We start from the raw sequence: 19470 nt of genomic DNA, 5'->3' as shown, positions 1-19470 counted from the left end.
GGAGAGTTGTTGGTTATACTGAGCGCTCTTATGCAAAGCTGCGGAAAGACCGTATTGTTACACTGAACCGGCGCTAATGTGGCGATATGGTTTCTGCTCAGCCAGCGTTCGGAGCGATGTTTCGAGAGCTGATCGAGCTGGGCGTCGTCGAGATCGACACAGAACCGCTCGATGCCCGTATCAAGCGGCGACTCAAGGAATTCTGGGAGAATACGTCCTGTCCACGGTGCGGCCACCAGAGCATCGTGACGTGGGAGAGTATCGACCGAACCTGGTGCCGTGACTGCAATTTCAAGCCGGTTTTCACCTACGGAACCCCGTTCCACGAGAAGCACCTCTCCTGCGGCGAGGTGCTTCTCGCGTTCACGCTGTACGCCGATACGTTACTGAGTCTCAACCAGATCGCGCCGTTCTTCGGTCGAGCCTATAGAACCGTCTATACAGCCATTCGAGACGTGGAAGCCGCAGTTCAGCGCGGCTTCCCCGTCGTCTGGAAGCTACTCGACCAGACCATCGATGGACCGACGCAAGTCGACGAATCCGGCGAGGTTTGTTCGGGCTACAAAGGCCAAGAGCCGCCGCGGAACAGCCGTTCACGCGGCTGCTCGTCCCAAACAGGCCGATCACGCTGGCGAGGTCGTCACGGTGATCAGCTGACGCTCGTCGCGGCGTGCCGCGACTCGCTTCGCGTGATTCGCAGCCAACTGGGCATCGACTACAGCGGTGATCTTGAACCGGTGATTTAGGAGGTTGAAGACCTCTCACAGCCGCTGGGAGAGGTCTGGACCGACGGACTCCAGGCATACCGACAGATGGAGTTTGACCACCTAACGGTCGTCCACAAAGAGCGGTATGTTTCGCCCGAGGGCGTTCATATTAACCAGGCTGAGTGCCTGTTTTCGCTCGTCCAGCCGTGGTTGCGGAAGTTTCGCGGCCTGTCCAAGCAGGGCTTGGAGCAGGCCGCTCACACCTTTGGCATCGTTCGGTCACTCAACCTAGCGGGTGAATCCGCCGAGCCAATCGTTGAGTGTCTCGTTATCGGGGCTTTCCGCGATTCTACATAAGAGCGAGTAAAGGTTCGACCTAATCACTATCAAACATGCTCTCCACGCTACTCCTCTGAAACGTGCTTCACAAGTGTGTTTCACGATTCTTCGTAGTGGGCGTGGTAGTCTGCGAGATACGACCGGAGTTCCTCCTCGTCCGGGGTTCTGTCGTATCGGACAAAGTACCCGGCGATAGCGTTTCCGAGTACGAGTGACGCTCCGGCTGATAGGCCTTCAGCGAGACCGAGCACGTAACCACTCTTGAAGTGATCGTCGACGTTGCGGACGCGACGCGGACTCGGGATCTGCGGAGTACTGACAGTCAGTACTCCGTCAGCACTGGCAAGCGTCGCGCCTTTTAGTGAATGCATGACGAATTGTGAAACGCCGAGTTGCTTTCGGAGCCGCTGCACGGACGATTTCGTTCCGGAGTCGGGAACAAGTGTGTCGCAGAGTTGTCGAGTCTGATCGCGATTCGCAGTAACGACGACGGATACATGTTCATCAAGCTTCTTAAGGGCATCACACCCCCATTCGATTGTTTCACTCGAGAGCTCTGAAACTTGGCCAGTTGATAGATGAACGAACGAGGGTGGCGATTCGAGTTGGGGCCAAAGTTCTTCAGCCATCCCTTCGAGAATATCGGGAAGATCGGGTGTCGCCCACCATGTACCGAGAGCGACGGCTGCAGTCTCATCGAAACTGTCGACCAGTTTCGAGCGATCGCTCTGTTCCGTGAGAGTCGACCAGTTTAGCGGATCGGTGTTCGGTTCCGTCAGCAGGAAATTCCTGTTTTTGAACCGGACATAGTCCGTTGAGGTCGTCGGTCCGACGCTGATTATCGTCTGATCATTGAACGCCGATTCGAACTCCGGGTGGATCGGACTCCCGAACCGACCGACGAGCGTCAAATCGTACCCCAGACCGTTGAACACGTTGCCGAGGTGAGAGGCGTGGCCGCCCGGTTCGGTTTCAGTTTCTCTCCAGAGGGCACGTGGCGAACTCTCGCTGGCCTCGTACTTTACGAGCGACTCTCGGAACCGCTCGAACTGCGAGATGTGATTGTAGCGGTCACCGGAGGGTTCAATAAATTCGCGCATGCGGTCCACGAACGCATCGAACCCGATTGCGATGGAGGCGTCGCCTAATTCTGTGGGGAGCTCCGAACGACATTGTTTAAGATAGCGTGCTGTCTCGTTGGTTGGGTCGTTGCTGTCATGGCCATCGTACTCCCTGATGACGATTCGTTCAGCCGCGTAGTCCACTTTACGAGCCCCGATACCCCCGACACTGGCGAGTGTCGGTTGAACAGTATCGGCGTCAAGGTGTAGCGAAAGTGTGAGAGATGCCCTGATGTCGTATTCGGTAAAATAATAACTGGTGAGCGTCCCAGCCCGTTCGACGGCTTCACCGCTTTCCGTATCGTAACCCTCGAATTTGACTTCGATATCATCTATCGGTCGGCGGTCGGCGAGTTCGTCGATGTCTTCCAGACAATCACGGATCCGAAGGTATTCGCTGGGCAGCGATGCAGAACGCTCCTGACCGGCGATGGACCGAGCGTAGGGCCACACGGATTCAGAAACAAACCGATCGAGGACGAACACCAACCGTGGATTCGAGACGTAGTAGGCTTGGTCGTCCTCACTCTGCCCCCGGAAACCACGACGTGCCCAGTAGAGTGCATGATCTCGGTCCGCAATCAGTACGAAGTCCTCAGTCGAGGTTACGCCACGGACATCGTCAACGGTGTCCGGAAGCGTACGGTCGATAGCGACCGAGTCTTCGCTCGTTTCCAGGGTGAAAGGTCTGAGATGATCAGACGGAGTCGCAAGTCTTCACACTCGGCCAGGAGGTCAGTGATCTCGTCGAGGCGGTCGTAGGGAACGAGCAGGAGAACATCTCGCTCGGCAGTCGAAATCAGGTCGGTGACGTACTTCTGAATCGTCGACTCGCTTTTGAACAACGCAACTCCGCTCTCGACGGTTTCGACGCTCTCATGGAACTTTTCCAGTTCGTCTTCGGCACGTTCGATTTCTTCACGCACCTGTCCAAGCGCTTCGCTTGGGTTGACCGCATACGCTTTCCGCGGATAGTCGTCGATGACTTCGACAAAGCCATCGTCACGGAGCGAGCTGACCGTGTCGTACACGCGTTGTTTGGGCACATCACTCATCTCGGCGAGATCGTTCATCGTCTGTGTCCCGCCGCGGACGAGCGCGAGATACACTTCAGCTTCGTACTTGGAGAGCCCGACGTGATCTCTAAGCGTCTCGTGGAGCATCGCTATCTTTGCATCGTCCTCTCCTCTCATTGTCTAGACCTCAGTCTACCACGGTAAGCCATTTACTTTCCTGTCGCTCCCTATGCGTCCGGGACACATAGATTTATACAATTTCATCACTCCTGTGGTTAATATGAATAGCACCAACAATGTTCCCGCTGGAGCTACCAGAATGGAACGGGATATCCTGTGTCTGACCGTCTCTGAACCGACACGGGCTCAGTTGCGTGCGTACGGCAAACACGGCGGCACTCACTGCACGCTCGACGATCTGACCGCAACAAAAATCAACGATACCGACGTGTTTTGGTGGCACCGGACGACATCTCTCGACGAGACGAGCCGCGAGGCGCTCACGTCTATCGCCGAGCAGATTCGCCCGTTTCTCGAAGACGGCGGCGGACTTCTCCTCACGCATGGTGCACTAGAGGGTGCCAGTATACTGGGGATCGAAACGTATGATCCAGATGTCACCCAGCACGCTGAGAGCTGACAACGACGGGTACCTCCTCCGTCGCGCGTACACCAGCCATCCACTCTTCGACGAAATAGACGCCCTCCGACCGGGGGAGACGCCTGTATCAAGTGGCGTCGCCACTTACTACGAGTCTCTGATGCCACACGATGCAGACGTGCTTGCGGCTCGCCAGGCCGACGGCACCGATAAATACGCCCAGAAGTCTATTCTCCGATGGGGAGTCGGAGATGGTCGCGTCCTCGGGATCGGCCACGGTCTGAATTTCGAGCGAGAGAGCAGCGTACAACAGAAGTTACTCTCGAACGCCGTGTCGTATCTCGCTGGAGGCGAGACTGAGCCGTCGCCCATTGGTCGGCCGAAAGGTCGCCAGGAGTTTTCCGCGCTTCGTGATACGGTCGACGATGCAAAACACCGGCCAGCCTACCACTTCACGCCGCCGGCGAATTGGCTCAACGATCCGAATGGTGTGGTCCAGTGGAACGGGCGGTATCATCTGTTCTACCAGTACAACCCGGCCGGGCCGTTCCACGATACGATCCACTGGGGACACGCCGTCAGCGACGATTTGGTTCACTGGCAAGACGAACCGATCGCTCTCGAACCGGACCCTGACGGGCCCGACTCCGACGGTTGTTGGTCGGGGTGCTTCGTCGACGATGACGGCATCCCCCGCGTGATGTACACTGGCGGCGACGGGTGCGACCAGCTCCCGTGCCTGGCCCGGGCCGAAGACAACACGCTTCGATCCTGGAGAAAAGAACCCACGAATCCGGTAATAGAGGAGCCACCGGCTCATATAGATATCCTGACTAGCATTGACTGGAACGCCGAGTTTCGGGACCACTGCGTCTGGCGTGCTGACGGTGACTGGTACCAGCTCATCGGGAGCGGGATCGCTGACGAGGGCGGAGCGGCGCTGCTCTATCGGTCCCCGGACCTGCATGAATGGGAGTACTGTCATCCAGTGCTGACTGGCGATTGGCGCGAGACAGGACCGATGTGGGAGTGTCCGGAACTCCTGAGATTTGGCGACGATACGGTCCTCCACGTCTCGGACTATTCAAACGTCTGGTACTTCCTCGGCCCGTACAACACAGAGTCGGATCGGCTGGAACCACGAGAGCGTGGCATCCTCGATCACGGTGTCTTTTATGCACCGCAGTCGTTCACTGACGACGACGGACGAACGATTACGTTCGGTTGGCTTAAGGAGGATCGAGACTCGACAGCTCAGTGGAACGCCGGGTGGTCCGGCGCGATGTCGCTCCCGCGCGTTCTCTCTACAGAAGCGGGACGCCTGCAGGTCGATGTCCCGAGCGAGGTGACTGATCTACGTCGTTCTCATCAGTCGTTCGAGGATGTGACGATTCATCCCGACGAGAGCGGACACCTACCCGGAGTCTCGGGAGATACCCTAGAAATCCGGGCAACGGTCAATGCGGAACGGACAGGCGAATTTGGGTTCGTCCTGCGGGCGTCCCCAGACGATCAAGAGCGGACAGTCATCCGCGTGCGGCCACAGTACCGCGAAGCTGGGTTGACCGATCGGCTTCGAGTCTGGATGATGCACCGGCCGACCAAAACCATTCGATGCCGATTCGGTTGACAGAAGACGGTAAGTTCGAACTGCGATGTTTTCTAGACCGGTCGGTCTTAGAACTGTTCACCGCCGATGCACAATGTCTCACCTCGCGGATCTATCCCACGCGAGAAGACGCAGTCGAAATCGATCTCTACGCCGAAAACCGGCCAGTAACCGTTCAATCACTCGATGTGTGGGAGATGGGAACGATGCGACCCTCTACCAGTATAAAGGATTAATCACAGCTGTGGGGAAAAAATTAATACGAAGGGGTCCACAGTGGCTGGTGATGAGTAGGATAATGATCGAAAATGTACGAAAGGAGTACGACGACGACTCTGGGATCATCCGGGCCGTCGATGATGTAACCCTTACCGTCAACGACGGCGAGTTTCTCACGATCGTCGGCCCATCCGGCTCAGGGAAGTCGACGTTGCTCCGGATGATCGCCGGCCTGGAGGACATCACGGACGGCGAGATCCGCATCGGCGAACAGGTGGTGAACAACGTCGCACCACAGGATCGCGGCGTGGCGATGGTGTTCCAGAACTACGCGCTGTACCCTCACATGTCCGTCCGGAAGAACATGTCCTACGGACTGAAGCTCACGACGGACCTCTCGAAGGGAGCAATCGAACAGCGAGTTGAAGAGACTGCGGAGATGATGGGAATTGAGGATCTGCTAGAAAAGAAGCCTAACAACCTCTCGGGCGGCCAGCAGCAACGCGTCGCCACGGGACGTGCCATCGTCCGCCAGCCTGAAGTGTTCCTGTTCGACGAACCGCTGTCGAACCTCGATGCGAAGCTCAGGCTCCACATGCGGACCGAACTCCAGCGTATTCAGGAAGACCTGGAGACGACCTCGGTGTACGTCACTCACGACCAGACCGAGGCGATGACGATGTCCGACCGGATCGTCGTCCTCAACGACGGCGAAATCCAGCAGGTCGGCACACCCCGCGAAGTGTATGCAGAACCGGCCAACCGGTTCGTCGCTGATTTCATCGGCTCGCCGTCGATGAACTTCTTCGGCGTCACACTAAATAATGACCGACTGGTTGCTGACGCGTTCAGCTATACTGTTTCGGATGAGATAGCAACCCGTATCCGCCGGCGTTCGACGGGCGACTCCCTCGTGCTCGGGATCCGTCCCGAACACGTTGCAGTCGGCACTGGCGAAGACGATGTCACTGCGACACTCGATGTCCTTGAACACGAAGGGAGCGACAACTACCTCTATCTCTCGTCCGGCGACACGGAATGGACGGTCCGCGTCGACGGGAGTACCAACTTCAGATCGGGAGAGGAAGTCGCGTTCACGCTTCCTGAGGAACACGTCCACGTTTTCGACGACATGACCGACGAGAACCTTCTCACCGAGGATGAAACCGGCGTCACGGGGTCAGAGGAGGCGTCAGCAATCAAATCCTGACGAACAGCACCATACAAAAATACACCAGCGACTCACGACCAATGTCAGATAATACCAACCGTACGACCGAATCGAACACTGATCGCATCTCGCGTCGCGCTGTCCTTACGACCACTTGCGGCCGGACTCGCGGGCTGTACCGGTGACGGCAACGGCGGCGATGGAGGCAGTGGCAGTGATGGTAGCGACGGCGGCAGTGGCACGACCACGGGGAGCACAACCGACCAGCAGGTCGAAATCGAATTCTGGGACTACTTCGGCGGCACCGAGGATTCCGAGATGAAGAAGCTGAAAAACGAGTTTGAGGAACGGAATCCCAACATCACGGTCAACACGCAGGCGGTGCCGTTCGGCGACGTCCCAACAAAGGTCGTCTCGGCTGCGGCCTCAGGGAACACGCCGCACGTGTTCACCTACTGGATGTCGTTCTCGTCGTACTACGAAGCGAAGGGCATCCTGGACCCCATCGACGACTACCTGTCGGACGGGCTGAACCCGTACTACGACCTCGTCGAACCCGCTGCGACGGCCGGTGGCAACGTCGTTGCCCTGCCGATGGATATCCACGCGATGATGCTTGCGACCAACGACACGGTCCTTGAGGAGGCCGGCGCCCCCATGCAGCCGACGACCCACGACGAGTTCGTCAGTGCAGCCAACGCCATCCAAGAGAACACCGACAAGCGGCCGTTCTTCCTCCAGACTGCGAACAACAGTTTCGCCGGTTTCCGGGTCTACTACTCGCTGCTTCGCCAGCAGGGTGGCAAAATGTTCGAGGGCGAGGACGGCGACCTCGGCCAGCCAGTGTTCCATGAGAGCGACGCAGGGATAGCCGCCGCTGAATTCTACGACTTAGTGACCGGCCAGCGCAACTGGGACAACGCAGACGACATTTCGGACTCGAACATCCGCGTCAACGAGTTCAAGAACGACCAGGCAGGGATGGGGTTCATCGGCAACTGGACAGCCAATAACTTCCAGAACGAGCAAAACGAGTTTATCGACGGTCTGGAGTTTACCTACCACCAGCCCTGGGGTTTCGGCGGCGACACCAAGAGTACGTTCTGTGAGAGCAATGGCTTCTTTTTCCCATCGAACCCGGACCATACCGAGGCCGAGAAGGAGGCGCGGGTGAAGTTCGTCGAGTACGTCACCCAGAACAACCCAATCTGGGCGACGAAGGCGACCCACCTCCCCTCGACGCCAGAGGTGGCGACCTCGGACACGGTGACCAGCCACCCGATCTACCAGAAGTACGAGATTGTCAAGACGCTCCAAGAGATGGCGAGCAATGGTCAGCTCACCTACCAGCCACGGGCGACGATCGACCTGTACGCACCCGAGATCGGGAAGTCACTGTCGTCGATCTACGCTCAGAACATGGAACCCCAGGAGGCGCTCACCCAGTCGGCCAACGCCATCAGCGACAGGATGAGCTAGCATGTCGGTGGAATCGGATACCGGACCGGCGTTCGCGGCCGACCTCCGACAGTGGATCGACCGGGAGACACTCGAGGCGTACGCCTTCGCGCTGCCGTACCTCGCCATCTTCGCGGTGTTCCTCGTGTACCCCTTATTGAAAGGACTGTACATGAGCTTCTTCGAGTGGAACCTTCTGAACCCGGCGCAGTCGGAGTTCGTCGGCCTCCAGAACTACGCGACTCTGCTTCAGGACCCGATGTTCTGGCAGGCGCTCAAGAACACCACCTGGTTCGTCGTGCTGACGGTCCCGTTGCTGTTGCTCGTCAGCCTCGCGATGGCGCTGGGGATCAACCGCGGCGTGAAGGGTACGAAGGTGCTGAAGTTCTTCTACTTTGTCCCGTACGTCATGACCGTCTCTATCGTCGGGTTCCTCTGGCTGCAGCTGTACTCGGCAAACGGCGCTTTCACCCATCACGTCGGCTGGCTCGTGGGCAACGTCCTCGGCCAGGAAGCGTTCGCGATGCCCGCACTGGCCCTGGTGACCGTCTGGTGGCAGGCCGGCTTCTATTTCGCAATCCTGCTGGCGGGCAGACAGGGCGTCTCCGAGCGCCTCTATGAGGCCGCCCAACTCGACGGTGCTGGTCCTCTCCGGCAGTTCAAGGACGTCACTCTCCCACAGATGCGCAACTCCATCATGTTCGTGCTGATCGCGGGAACCGTCTTCCAGTTCCGGGTGTTCGGCCAAGTCCAGACGATGACGACAGGCGGTCCGAACGGTTCGACCAATACCCTGGTGTACTACCTCTACCAGCTGGGCTTCCAGACGTTCGACCTTGGGTACGGCGCCGCCGTCGGCTACGTCATCCTGATTATCCTCGTTGGGGTCTCAATCATCAACTACTACCTCGTCGGCCAGGGGTGGAGGGCTGATGTCGTTTGCCGACACGGCCAAAGACCTGATCGACGTCCGGGTGGACGTTCAGACCCTCTACGAGGTCGGCGTCTACGTGGTCCTGTACGGCCTGGCGCTGCTGTGGTTCATCCCTCTGCTCCGGATGTTCGCGCTGTCAGTGACCCCCTCGACACAACTGTTCGGCTTCCAGTGGGTCCCCACCCGGGTGACGCTCGCGTTCTGGATCGAGACGATCACCACGAGCGACCTGCTCGGACGCTGGATCCTCAACACGTTCATCATCGCCAGCACCACGACCGCTCTCATCGTCGTGGTCGACTCCATGGTGGCGTTCTCGCTGACGCGCCTAGAGTGGCCGGGACGCAAGGCCATTCTGGGGATCATCATCGCGTCATTCATGGTTCCGCCCCAGATCAACGTTATCCCGCTATTCACGCTGATCAATCGCCTAGGGTGGGTCAACAGCTACCAGGCCCTTGTTTTTCCGTTCGTCGCCGGGCCACTCGGGGTGTTCCTGCTAGTGCAGTTCTTCCGGGACATCCCCGAGGATCTTGAGGAGTCAGCTCGCCTGGACGGCTTCTCGACGTTCCGCATCTACGCCCAAATCATCCTTCCGCTGTCGCTGCCGGTGATCACGGCCCTGGCGCTGTTCGTGTTCGTCTGGAGCTGGAACCAGTATCTCTGGCCGCTGATCGTTCTGCAGAACGAGGCGGCGTACACCCTGCCCGTGGGCGCGACCACACTGCAGAGCGTCTACGCTCAGGAATCTAACCGCTTGATGGCGAACCTGGCGCTCATCTCGCTGCCGCTGTTCATCGTGTTCCTACTGTTCCAGGACAAGCTCATCTCTGCGTGCAGATGCAGGCAGGGACGGGATAGCTTATGGCTGGAGATCAGGAGTCGTTCCGACGTGCGGTGGCGAGCGTTCCTGGGTTCGTCTACCGGAATAGCCTGTCTCTTGTGGTCATCAGTGTTGTCTGGTTTTTTGTGTCGCTACCGCTCGTGACGATCGGCCCAGCCACACTTGGGGCCTACGCGGCGATTCTGGACCTCCGGAGTGATCGCAATCGGATTGATCGATCACGCGTCTGTCACACGCTGCGAATGAACGGCGTTGCTGCATTGCTGTTCAGTGGCGTCCCCGTCGCCTTCGGTGCCGTCGCGGTCACCTACGGTGTCACAGCTTTGCGAGAGGGATCGCTGGTTGGCGAGGGGGCCGCCCTCCTCACGGGGTATACGGCGTTATACGTCGCGTTGGCGTTGGTGCCGACGTTCGTCCGGTTAGCCCATGGCGATAGCCCCATCGAAGCGCTTCGATTCGGTCTTGGCTGGCTGGTTCGCCATCCCACTCCCGCACTGACTACTGGCATACTTTCGATTGTGCTCTTCGCATTGCTTGCGCTGTTAACTGTTGCGTTCGTCCTACTGTTCGCTGGTTCCACGTTCGCGCTTCAAATTACGGTTGTGGAGGCGGTAGCGGGACAGTCCAGGCAGTCGCCATCAACAACACCGGTCAGAGAGCCTGCAGATACTTGACAGTGGACAGTCTGCTGTCTTGCTATTCTCCGAGCCACTTCTGAAATACTCTTGATCACAGCAATTGTGTTCTGCGCGCTCCATCGCTGCAGAGGTCTTTTAGAAAGTACTCTCATAAAAGTCGTACTCGATTTCGACGAGCATGGGTCGACCTATTGACGAGTATTAGCAGCCGCTATCACTTTTGACTATCCAAGGGGGTGGGATAGAAACGTTCTCAGGGTTAGACGGCAGGGCTAGCGGAATAGAATGTCGACACAAGCCCTGCCACCAGTAGATACGGTTGAGAACGTCTTCAATCTCTTGGAGACGGAGATCACACTGTTAGGTGAGCATCTTGATTCGTCGTTCCTTGAGCAATTCGAGGGTTCGCCCCCGCGGCTCGGGGGCGAACACCGGATTTCGACCCGTATGGACTGTTTCTGACCCATCTGTACTGCTTCCACAACGATATCTACGGTCAACGAGCGGTCTATCGTGCCCTCCAAGACGAAACCGTCTGGCGGCAGTGTGGCTTTCCACATGCCCCGTCGCGTGACCCGATCAAACGCTTCAGAAGCGACTTTAGCATGACTGCTGAGGCGATTTTTAATCATCTGGTCGAGCAGGCCGCCCGGCGCGGCCTGCTCTCCCCGACGTTCCGGATCGACTCGACGGAAGTACGGGCGACACCCCGAGATGACTCCGACGGGGCGTGGAACTACGATCCAACAACCGATGAGAACTACTTTGGCTACGGCTGTACACTGGTCACGACTGCGAACAATGTCCCGGTTGCTGCAGCGTTCACAGACGGCGAGCAGGTTGATGAGGAGACGGCGATGCGCGTCACGCGTGACGCGCTCGCCGTCGAGAAACCGCTGTGGATGATCGGTGCTTCAGCGTTCGACATCTTGAACTGGCACGACCTGCTGCTGGAGGAGCAGGTCGTGCCAGTGGCTCCGTACAATCACCGGAACACGGACGATCCCCTCGATATCGAGTACCGGGTTGAAGACCGCGTCACGAACCACTTCGACGACATCGGTGTGTCGCAGACACAGCTCAACGAGACCTACGCTGACAGGTCACAGGTCGAGAACACGATCAACGTCTGCAAGGAGGGCGGTCTCGGGCGCGTTCCCGCCCGAGACCGCGCCATGGCGAAGGCACACGTGTTCTTATCGGTGTGTCTTCGGCTTGTCGTAGCGATCACGAATTACGAACGAGGAGGTGATCCGAGCAGTCCGAACTTAGCGCTATGAGGGTGATTTTATCCCACCCCCCCTACGACAGCCTACGAATAAGCGTCATTAAACTCCCGTTCACGGCTTATCAGCTCTTCGACACCGTGCTCAAGAATACCGCGGCCCATTGCCGTCGGCCGATAGTATGTATAAAAACCCTGGCTGTCAGCGGTCCGTCGCTGGCGCTTGTCGACGAGCCCGACATCGACGAGTTCGTCGAGATGGTAGTGGAAATTGTGGGATTCAACATCGACCGCAGTCTTGAGGTCGGCAGCACTCAGTTCGTCGTTGGCGACGAGCGTGCGGAGGATCCGGAACCGCGTCGGGTGGCCGATCGCCTGTTGCATAGCGAGATACTCCTCAAGCGTCAGCCCGCTATCCTCGGGAAGCGGCGGGTCCGGCTGACGAACCCCCTCTATTGGATGGCGATCGGTTTCGGACATTTGCGGGTGCCTCGGGTCCTACGTTGGGACGCCACGTACTTAGTCGTTCTCGACTAGAATATTCCTGAAAACACCGATATTTATATGCTACCGTTCCGAACCGACGAGCCGAATGCGGCAACGGATTATCGACAATCTCCCCCGTGCCGCTGGTGATTCAGATGCGCTCGCTCCAGTCCGGCGGGAACAGTTTCTCGTCTATCTGATGGGACCGTACCGGACATTCGACGTCGACGCACTGTTGCCGGCGGACGCCGATGTCGAAACCGATGCCCCGTCGTTTGCGACGTGGGACAAGACCAGCGGCGAGTACGCCGAAGACGAGGTGTTGCGGCTCCTGCAGGAGACGCGGGACTGCCTCCGCGACCGCGGATTTAATGCTTTTCTCGCAATCGACGTCGGGATTCCGCTCGACGAGATGGATGCCGCCACACAGAGTATCGCCTTTGCGCAAGCGAGTAATGCAACGATCTTCATCGCTCCACAGGTCGGCGACAACCTCGGTGTCGGGATCGAGATCGGGAGCGTCCTCGAGGATATTCTGTCGACAGTTGGAATGCAGGGACCGGCAGCCGATGCAACGCCGCCCGCGCGTGCGCGACGGGTTATGGTCGCGACCGAACCATCGGTTCGAAGTGCGATGCTTGGCGCCGTCCACGCGCGCTGGGACGCCAGTGTCCGGACCTTCACCGATGCCGCGGACTGCTGTCGGCTCTGCGCACAGTTCTGTACTCACATTCAAAACGAAGAACTCTATGGCTCGCTCACCCGTCTAGACTGATCGGACTCGTGGTCATCCCAGGAAGACCTCTTCGCCGGATCTGCTGCGAGAGTCACCCGACAACGATACTCAGCTATTGTACCTCGGAACCTGTTCGAAAGCTCGTGAGTTCGTCGATTCGGTCTTCCAGGTCCTCGATTTCGCTGCGGAGGACATCCGCCTCCTCGCTTTCAGTGGCCGCGAGTCGGTCTTTTAATCCCTGCAATCGCGTCTCTTTCACGTCCTCGTTGATGTCGGCTTTCCTGACGTACGCCCGCTCGTCGATATCGTAGATCCGCTGCTCTTGGAGGGTTCAAGCACAGAAACAGATAGCGTCAGCTGTCGAGAGTGAGGACAACATCTGCGTCCCAAAGGAGAGTGTACTGACTGTAATGCCCCTTCCCCTCCCCGGTACCTCGTCGACTCCCGGCAATCTCTAAGAAGCAAAGTTCGTTGAGTAGTTGCCGCGTCCGCTCAGCTGATAGCGGGTCGGTCCCGATCTGATCGCAAACATCAAGATACGTCTCGCGTATTCGCATCGTCCGGAACCATTCCCGGTCCGGTTGGTTTTTAGTGAGGTTCGCGAGCGCTACCAGGACGTGCTTGCTGTGGGGCGGGAGCCCCGAAATGAGTTCAAGCAGTCGATCAACTTCCGCTGAAGCCCGAGCGTCAGAGAGGTGAGATTCTTTCACCCGGTCGGCATTCTCTTTGTTCGCTTGGTCACCAGCGTACCGGAGAAGGCGCATTGCCTTTCGTGCGTCACCGTGTTCCTTTGCACTCAGTGCGGCAGCACGAGGAATCACCCCGTCATCGAGAACTCCCTTAGCAAAGGCATCAGTCCGATTCTGAAGGATTTCTCGGATTTGAGCTGCATCATAGGGTTCAAAGATGAACTCGTTGTGTCCGAACGAGCTCTTTGTGCGTTCACTCATATTGTCCCGGTAATTGATTTTGTTCGACACCGCAATCACCCCAATCGGAACATCAACACATCCTCCCCTGCTCGGGAAAGTGCCATCAACAAGTCGTCGTTATTGAGCTTATCAACTTCATCAGAACGATGATGGCGGCGTCGTAAAACTCGTTCAGGACCGACCAGACCCGCTCAAAATACTCGTTCTCCGAAATCCCCCGTGCTGGGAACTTAATGCCACTTTCTGGTGGGTTAATCTCACGACCGTACTTGCTCAGAGCGTCGGAATTTCCCTTCGCCTGCTGGCAATTAACATACCCCGTAGCAAGTCTCACATCTCGGTTCTCGGCTTCTTCTTGAGCGATTTTGGAAACGTGCTTTGCGACGAGTGACTTTCCACAGCCCGTTTTTCCGTAGATGATGATAGAATTTGGCGGCTGCCCAACGACGATTGGTCCGATTTCACCAGCAACCTTCTCGATCTGCTCATCGCGACCGACTATTCGCTTCTCACTGGGGACATAGTCGATTTGAAGAATTTCCCGTTGCTCGAAGATCCCACAACCCCCCTCATCAACACTCTCAAAGACACTGTGAACCGTCTCTGACCCCTCGTTGCTATCCATTATTAAGGCCAGACGACAGCCAGTGAAATAAATATTTGGTACCAAGTTATGAGTAATAACTCCTTCATAGCGTTTGAAAGTCTAATATTGAGGGTTTTCTCCTTACACCAAACCGGGTCTACACACACCTAGTTTGGAGTAAGGAGAGGACAGACACACACCTAGTTTGGAGTAAGAAAGTCGGGAAGGGTGAGACGCGGATTAGGAGCAGTTGAGTTCGTCCAGTTGATTTGTTGTATCTGCTTCTACTACACTACTACTTACTAGGATAACTAGACTAAAGAAACACACATAGTTTGGAGTAAGAAATCCCCTCTAAATTCAATTGAACACTCCTTTGCCACACACCTCATAGAATCCTTACTCAAAATCTGGTGTGTGTCTCTTCGCCTTTGTCATCTATTCCTTATGTATTCGAGAGAACTCGATCACTGCAGTCAGTTCCAGAACCGCTAGTCAACCGCCTCGGGATCAAGCCCCGAGGTTTGCCAGTGGACTCCGACTCTACCTTACATAATCCATCACTCGAGAGTCAGTGCTGTTCGTATACTCAGGTTCATCAGCTACTCTGACCCAGCCAGCGTCCCGTGCGCTGTTGATAGGTGTCTGCCCCGGTGTGCTGCAATCCGGGGCTCCGCCAAGTTCTTCGTAGACACACTGTGGAATCACAAACGTGAGTTCGTTCCGGTCCGCGAAGCGTTCGAGCGCCGTATATTTGTTATTCCGCTGTCGGCCACAAGCAACGAAGAATCCCGTGTCTGCGACCCACGCCACAGACTCGTCAAAAGGGTCGAATAACTCACTCATGTCTGTCGATCAATCCTCCGCTGACGGTTCCTGATCACGGGCGTTTCGGATATCGTCGAAGTAGGGGTCAGCGGATTCCATATCCTGAACGACATCTCGGAGTGCATGCAACACGGCAACCGCGAAGGCGTATTGGAGATCGAGCTCGCGGGCAGCGACCCGCTCAGACATCCCACCACCGACATACGGGATTGCATACATGAGGGCAGCAGCAAGCTTCCCAAGCCCATATTTTTCCAAGAGAAGATCGAGATCCTGGTCCTGCGGTGAGCGGCCAACAGCCTCGATAAGGGTTGGAGTGACAGTGTATTCGTCACCGTCGAGATCCGCAGTAAGCGTAATCGGGACTGCAGAATACGTGTGCGTCTTCTGAGTCTCGTCTCGGGTGACTACACCGAGGTCGACGAGTGTCCCCATATCCGAATACGCCGTCGTCCGAGGCATATCCAGCGTCGCAACGATATCGTCGATAGTGGCCTCTCCATCGCGAAGGACGAACGTGTAGAGACGGGCCAGCCGTGGTTCTTCCAGCAGCTGTGCGATCGACATGAGACCATTTATAGCCCGTTCCGGATCGCCCGCAGCTTTCGACATACGATTCATAATTCATATATTGAGTAATAACTGTCGGGGCGACATTGAGCAGAGAGTACGAAACCCCTTGAATGAGACCTATTGCTGGTGTCGGTGGATTTCATCGCGAACGATAGTCCTGATGTCCTGCTCCGGGAGGTCTGTGTCATCGGGAATATCCGGTTTCCCAAGTGGTTCAAGCTCTTGAGCGGCAGCTTGGAGCCGCTCATCTTCAGCTTCAGCGTAGAAATAGAGGTCGCGACGGTCGTCTTCGAGGGCCCTCAACGTTGATTCAGCAACAGGCGTTCCATCAGCTGCTTCAGCATAGGTATAGCCTTGCTCAACGCGTTCGAGCGCGCGACGAATAGTAAGGAACTGGTCGGCGTTGACCTGGAGATAGCCGTCTTCGACATCAAACCCGGCTGGCGGCCGGCCAGTCCATCGCCCGGCCTCTTTTGCAGCGTCAATACCTGATTGAATCCGGCGGAGCTTCTGTTTGTGCTCAACCCGGGCGAGGTCACCCATCACACCGGCGATAAGCTGACTCACTGCTCTGTCGACGAGGTCATCCTCAAGGCTAATTTCCAGCCCGACTTCCATATCCTGAACGCTAGTTTCGTGACTGAGACAGAACTCCAGGAACTCGTGGATTTCGCCGCCACCGAGTCGAGAAAGACGTGAGAGTTCGTGGACAACGACGATGTCCAGGGCCCCGTTTTTGATATCTGCTCGGAGTCGCTGGTACTCTTCACCGCGGTCAGTTTCGGTCCCGCTGATGAGATCCGCGTAGGCGTGAATTTCTGGCTCATCATACCTGTCTTCGGCAAACTCCCGGAGTTCGTCGAGCTGTCGTTGCGGGTCTTGGTCTGTTGTCGAGACACGGGCATAGATGCCGATTTTGGGCATACTTTCTGCGGTGTCGGTCGAGTATATAAGTTATCAGACTTCTAACGGCACCGTAGGAAGGACTTCCTTCTTGTAAATGAGCAGATTGAGCGTATCTCATCGGAAGATAACCAAACCCGATATCCTTCTACTATCATTTCCTCTTCTCCGTCGAAAATGATAATGAGCTTAAAATATCTTTTATTACGTCAAAATAGAACTTCATTTGTGACTGTCTGCTCGGCTGAGGCAATGTACTGGCGGCGGCTAACGGAGACTGATCTCAAAGCCAAACTCGGATATTGGGGGAATCCTGGCGGCGGCGGTGCTCACGCAAGAATCTACTTACCAGGTGATCCCGAAGACATTGCCGAATTTTTCAATCACAACGAGTGGGATGGTGGTCCGGATGGAACGATCCGCGTCCAATTGGCGCCTGTCCAACAGTACGAGGAAACCAAGGCCGAAATCGAAATCGACTACAATAACGGTCGAAACGAGTGGCAATTACCTGGCAATTCAACCGATTATCCGCTTTGGGAAACAGAACATGGGTTTATACCTAGTGCTGACGAACTTTTTGATGATGAACACGAGAATATGACTGCAGATCATGTTCCCATATTGTATTTCGTCCGTGACTCACAAGGAAGGTTTCATACTCGGATGGTGTATAATAACTCTCCAGAGAGGTTAGACCCGTTTAATATTGCATTTGACCAACGGGCCGGAGATAGCGCGAGTGGAATTGTCAAATTTAAATAAATGGTAATAGATAATATCTTAACAAACGAAACTATGGCTCTTCATAAACAGAAACATGTAACATCTTTGCAACGGCTTTATTCAAGCAAATGTCTGGGAGGTTATCGGTTTGATGTCTACTGAGGAGACGATTTTTTCGAAAGCATTCGCCAGTCTCGTCGATCAAGAGCGGCCCGAGATTTACCGGGAATCATTAGCACATCTTGTATCGGGGAAAAACGTGGTTTTCCAAGGTCCGCCTGGAACCGGAAAAACCCGGGCTGCACGGCTACTCTCACGATGGGTTTGTGGTGGGAATTCCTTTGACCTCATAACTGCTCACGCGGAACTTACCCGGTATGACCTTATCGGGGGATACACACCTGATAGTGACGGTGGCTTCACGACACAGGCGGGACCACTCGCAGAAACCGCTAAATTGTGCCAGCAGGGCCTCCGCTCGGATGGACGGCCGGCCTGGTTGATTATCGACGAATTGAATCGGGCGAACAGATCAGTCCTTCGGAGAAGTATTCACCCTGCTTGACCCGGATTATCGTGATACCGAAAGGCTCCAATATGGAGATGAATCAACCTATCTCCCGCACTCCTTCCGTATTCTCGCGACAATGAACACTTACGACCGAGCCCAGCTATTTGAACTCGGCTATGCATTTAGACGACGATTTGCTTTTGTAGAGGTCGGAACCCTCCTGAAGACCAGTTCATCTAAGTCAAATGACGAAGAAGAAATAGATATTCCAGCAGTACCTGACTATGAATCTCTCAAGAACGAGATTATCAAAGAGAGCGTTATTGAGAGTCTTTCATACTCCCGAACTATCTTTGAGACTTTCCCACTTTCGGCCGAGGCACAAACTGAGCAGGGCCCGTTTGGAAGGGACGCCTACCCTATCGAGCCAAGCTATGCAGCGAGGAACTGATTGAGGAACAGTTTGAGTCTCTCTTTGAAGATCTTGACCACTACAAAGGTGAACGCGATTTTATTGATGTGTTGATTGAATTTTGTTTTATTGCGGCCAATAACGACCTCCTTGAAATTGGCCAAGCAATGGTCATTGATGCGGTAAAGTTCCTTGTGGTATATGCACTTATGTTTCCTGATGAGGTGAGCGGCGAGACTGTTGAACAAGCAGTTATTTCCTATATTGTTCCGCAATTTGAGATTGTCATGCCGGAGCTCCGACAGGCTGAAACAATCGGAACGGAGGGTGAGGTAACAGAGAACTTCGATTGTACAGTACGAGCAGCTAGTGCACTGGGACTAGAGCGTGTCGCTGCGCAGTTGCGGGATATGCAAGCATCAAGTGGGTTCACGTGAACTCAAACGCCTACAAAGAAGTAGCTACGAGAGGACGCTATACCCAAGAAGATCTTGATTTGAATAAAGCTCAGTGGGGCAATTTTAAAACCTACGTTGATGCTGTTGAGCTGGCAGTCAACTCGTCAAACAATTCTCCCCGCATTGTTGGAAGTGAAGAGTTCCGCCCCGGGGCTTGGGTGGGTAACTACAATAACTTGGTTTCTGTCACCCCAGAAAAAGTTACTACCGAACAATATGAGAAGATGGTAAATGAGGTTGCAGCTTTGTCCACCTATTCAAAAACCGATAGCAGATGCTATCTTACCAGAACAACCAGACTTAATTGTCGAAGGCAAAGTTGCATACCCTCGCTACAGTCAAACACTCTTATTCTATACGGAAGAACTACTTGCAGGGCGGCTACCCGTCCAGATACGGCGAAAGTCGTCCCGTGGGTTCGAATTTGAGGGACCTCC

At 55.8% G+C, this 19470-nt stretch carries 19 protein-coding genes and 5 pseudogenes; 15 read left to right on the top strand and 9 right to left on the bottom strand.

The features are described from left to right. Positions 1–86 precede the first annotated feature (86 nt). A pseudogene (locus P0204_RS18495) lies at positions 87–1064 on the top strand (IS1595 family transposase). A gap of 80 nt (positions 1065–1144) precedes the next feature. Here the strand turns inward: P0204_RS18495 and P0204_RS18490 are convergent. Continuing rightward, positions 1145–2749 (bottom strand): TrmB family transcriptional regulator sugar-binding domain-containing protein, encoded by a 1605-nt coding sequence (locus P0204_RS18490; protein WP_276224465.1) that lies wholly within the window; start codon positions 2747–2749, stop codon positions 1145–1147. Positions 2750–2772: 23 nt separating this feature from the next. Beyond that, the gene (locus tag P0204_RS18485; RefSeq protein WP_276224291.1) at positions 2773–3360 is read right to left on the bottom strand and encodes a TrmB family transcriptional regulator; all 588 of its coding nucleotides are present in this window, start codon (positions 3358–3360) and stop codon (positions 2773–2775) included. Between the two features lie 142 nt (positions 3361–3502). Here P0204_RS18485 and P0204_RS18480 point away from each other — a divergent pair, with 142 nt between their 5' ends. The 9 genes and pseudogenes from P0204_RS18480 (at position 3503) to P0204_RS18445 (ending at position 11937) form a co-directional block, all read left to right on the top strand. Continuing rightward, entirely contained in the window at positions 3503–3823 is a 321-nt protein-coding gene (locus P0204_RS18480; protein WP_276224289.1) for a hypothetical protein, read from the top strand. 121 nt (positions 3824–3944) lie between these two features. After that, complete coding sequence (locus P0204_RS18475; protein ID WP_276224287.1) at positions 3945–5414, top strand: glycoside hydrolase family 32 protein; 1470 nt, start codon at positions 3945–3947, stop codon at positions 5412–5414. Beyond that, a complete protein-coding gene (locus P0204_RS21195) occupies positions 5399–5629 on the top strand; it encodes a GH32 C-terminal domain-containing protein (RefSeq protein WP_419181161.1) in 231 nt (76 codons plus the stop codon). Before P0204_RS18475 ends, P0204_RS21195 begins: the two co-directional genes overlap by 16 nt. Positions 5630–5679: 50 nt before the next feature. Further along, positions 5680–6822, top strand: coding sequence for an ABC transporter ATP-binding protein (locus P0204_RS18470; RefSeq protein ID WP_276224216.1), 1143 nt, complete (start codon positions 5680–5682; stop codon positions 6820–6822). A gap of 48 nt (positions 6823–6870) precedes the next feature. After that, positions 6871–8262 (top strand): extracellular solute-binding protein, encoded by a 1392-nt coding sequence (locus P0204_RS18465; RefSeq protein ID WP_419181162.1) that lies wholly within the window; start codon positions 6871–6873, stop codon positions 8260–8262. A gap of 1 nt (position 8263) precedes the next feature. Continuing rightward, positions 8264–9085 (top strand): annotated as a pseudogene (locus tag P0204_RS21010) (carbohydrate ABC transporter permease); the annotation flags it as partial. An 88-nt stretch (positions 9086–9173) separates the two neighbouring features. Continuing rightward, on the top strand, positions 9174–10163 hold the full coding sequence (locus P0204_RS18455) for a carbohydrate ABC transporter permease (RefSeq protein ID WP_276224283.1): 990 nt from the start codon (positions 9174–9176) through the stop codon (positions 10161–10163). After that, positions 10160–10693, top strand: coding sequence for a hypothetical protein (locus tag P0204_RS18450; RefSeq protein ID WP_276224281.1), 534 nt, complete (start codon positions 10160–10162; stop codon positions 10691–10693). The genes P0204_RS18455 and P0204_RS18450 overlap by 4 nt, the downstream gene beginning before the upstream one ends. A gap of 249 nt (positions 10694–10942) precedes the next feature. Continuing rightward, positions 10943–11937 (top strand): annotated as a pseudogene (locus tag P0204_RS18445) (transposase). Positions 11938–11969: 32 nt separating this feature from the next. Here P0204_RS18445 and P0204_RS18440 read toward each other — a convergent pair. Continuing rightward, complete coding sequence (locus P0204_RS18440) at positions 11970–12362, bottom strand: winged helix-turn-helix domain-containing protein (RefSeq protein ID WP_276224206.1); 393 nt, start codon at positions 12360–12362, stop codon at positions 11970–11972. A gap of 112 nt (positions 12363–12474) precedes the next feature. Between P0204_RS18440 and P0204_RS18435 the strand changes: the two genes are divergently transcribed. After that, the gene (locus P0204_RS18435) at positions 12475–13143 is read left to right on the top strand and encodes a DUF7509 family protein (RefSeq protein WP_276224204.1); all 669 of its coding nucleotides are present in this window, start codon (positions 12475–12477) and stop codon (positions 13141–13143) included. 73 nt (positions 13144–13216) lie between these two features. Here the strand turns inward: P0204_RS18435 and P0204_RS18430 are convergent. The 6 genes and pseudogenes from P0204_RS18430 to P0204_RS18405 all read right to left on the bottom strand — a co-directional run. Next, positions 13217–13432: pseudogene (locus P0204_RS18430) on the bottom strand (DUF7983 family protein); the annotation flags it as partial. 25 nt (positions 13433–13457) lie between these two features. After that, positions 13458–14054, bottom strand: coding sequence for an orc1/cdc6 family replication initiation protein (locus P0204_RS18425; RefSeq protein ID WP_276224279.1), 597 nt, complete (start codon positions 14052–14054; stop codon positions 13458–13460). Between the two features lie 85 nt (positions 14055–14139). Then, positions 14140–14661 carry an AAA family ATPase gene (locus tag P0204_RS18420; RefSeq protein ID WP_276224277.1) on the bottom strand — a complete coding sequence of 174 codons (522 nt, stop codon included), beginning with the start codon at positions 14659–14661 and terminating at the stop codon, positions 14140–14142. 507 nt (positions 14662–15168) lie between these two features. After that, a pseudogene (locus P0204_RS18415) lies at positions 15169–15468 on the bottom strand (PIN domain-containing protein); the annotation flags it as partial. Positions 15469–15477: 9 nt separating this feature from the next. Continuing rightward, the gene (locus P0204_RS18410; protein WP_276224200.1) at positions 15478–16062 is read right to left on the bottom strand and encodes a DUF7437 domain-containing protein; all 585 of its coding nucleotides are present in this window, start codon (positions 16060–16062) and stop codon (positions 15478–15480) included. Between the two features lie 78 nt (positions 16063–16140). After that, positions 16141–16947 carry a recombinase family protein gene (locus tag P0204_RS18405; RefSeq protein ID WP_276224199.1) on the bottom strand — a complete coding sequence of 269 codons (807 nt, stop codon included), beginning with the start codon at positions 16945–16947 and terminating at the stop codon, positions 16141–16143. Between the two features lie 162 nt (positions 16948–17109). Here P0204_RS18405 and P0204_RS18400 point away from each other — a divergent pair, with 162 nt between their 5' ends. The 4 genes from P0204_RS18400 to P0204_RS18390 all read left to right on the top strand — a co-directional run bounded on the left by P0204_RS18400 (position 17110) and on the right by P0204_RS18390 (position 19012). Further along, on the top strand, positions 17110–17691 hold the full coding sequence (locus tag P0204_RS18400; RefSeq protein WP_276224198.1) for a hypothetical protein: 582 nt from the start codon (positions 17110–17112) through the stop codon (positions 17689–17691). Positions 17692–17803: 112 nt separating this feature from the next. Then, positions 17804–18217: an AAA family ATPase gene (locus P0204_RS21190; protein ID WP_419181160.1), complete on the top strand. Its 414-nt coding sequence runs from the start codon at positions 17804–17806 to the stop codon at positions 18215–18217. An 82-nt stretch (positions 18218–18299) separates the two neighbouring features. Continuing rightward, a complete protein-coding gene (locus P0204_RS18395) occupies positions 18300–18614 on the top strand; it encodes a hypothetical protein (protein ID WP_276224276.1) in 315 nt (104 codons plus the stop codon). A gap of 68 nt (positions 18615–18682) precedes the next feature. Continuing rightward, positions 18683–19012: a hypothetical protein gene (locus tag P0204_RS18390; RefSeq protein ID WP_276224275.1), complete on the top strand. Its 330-nt coding sequence runs from the start codon at positions 18683–18685 to the stop codon at positions 19010–19012. Positions 19013–19470 lie beyond the last annotated feature (458 nt).

Origin of the sequence: Haloarcula halophila (assembly GCF_029278565.1) — an archaeon.
In the GTDB taxonomy this organism is placed as follows: domain Archaea; phylum Halobacteriota; class Halobacteria; order Halobacteriales; family Haloarculaceae; genus Haloarcula; species Haloarcula halophila.
This window is presented reverse-complemented; position numbering and strand designations above follow the sequence as displayed.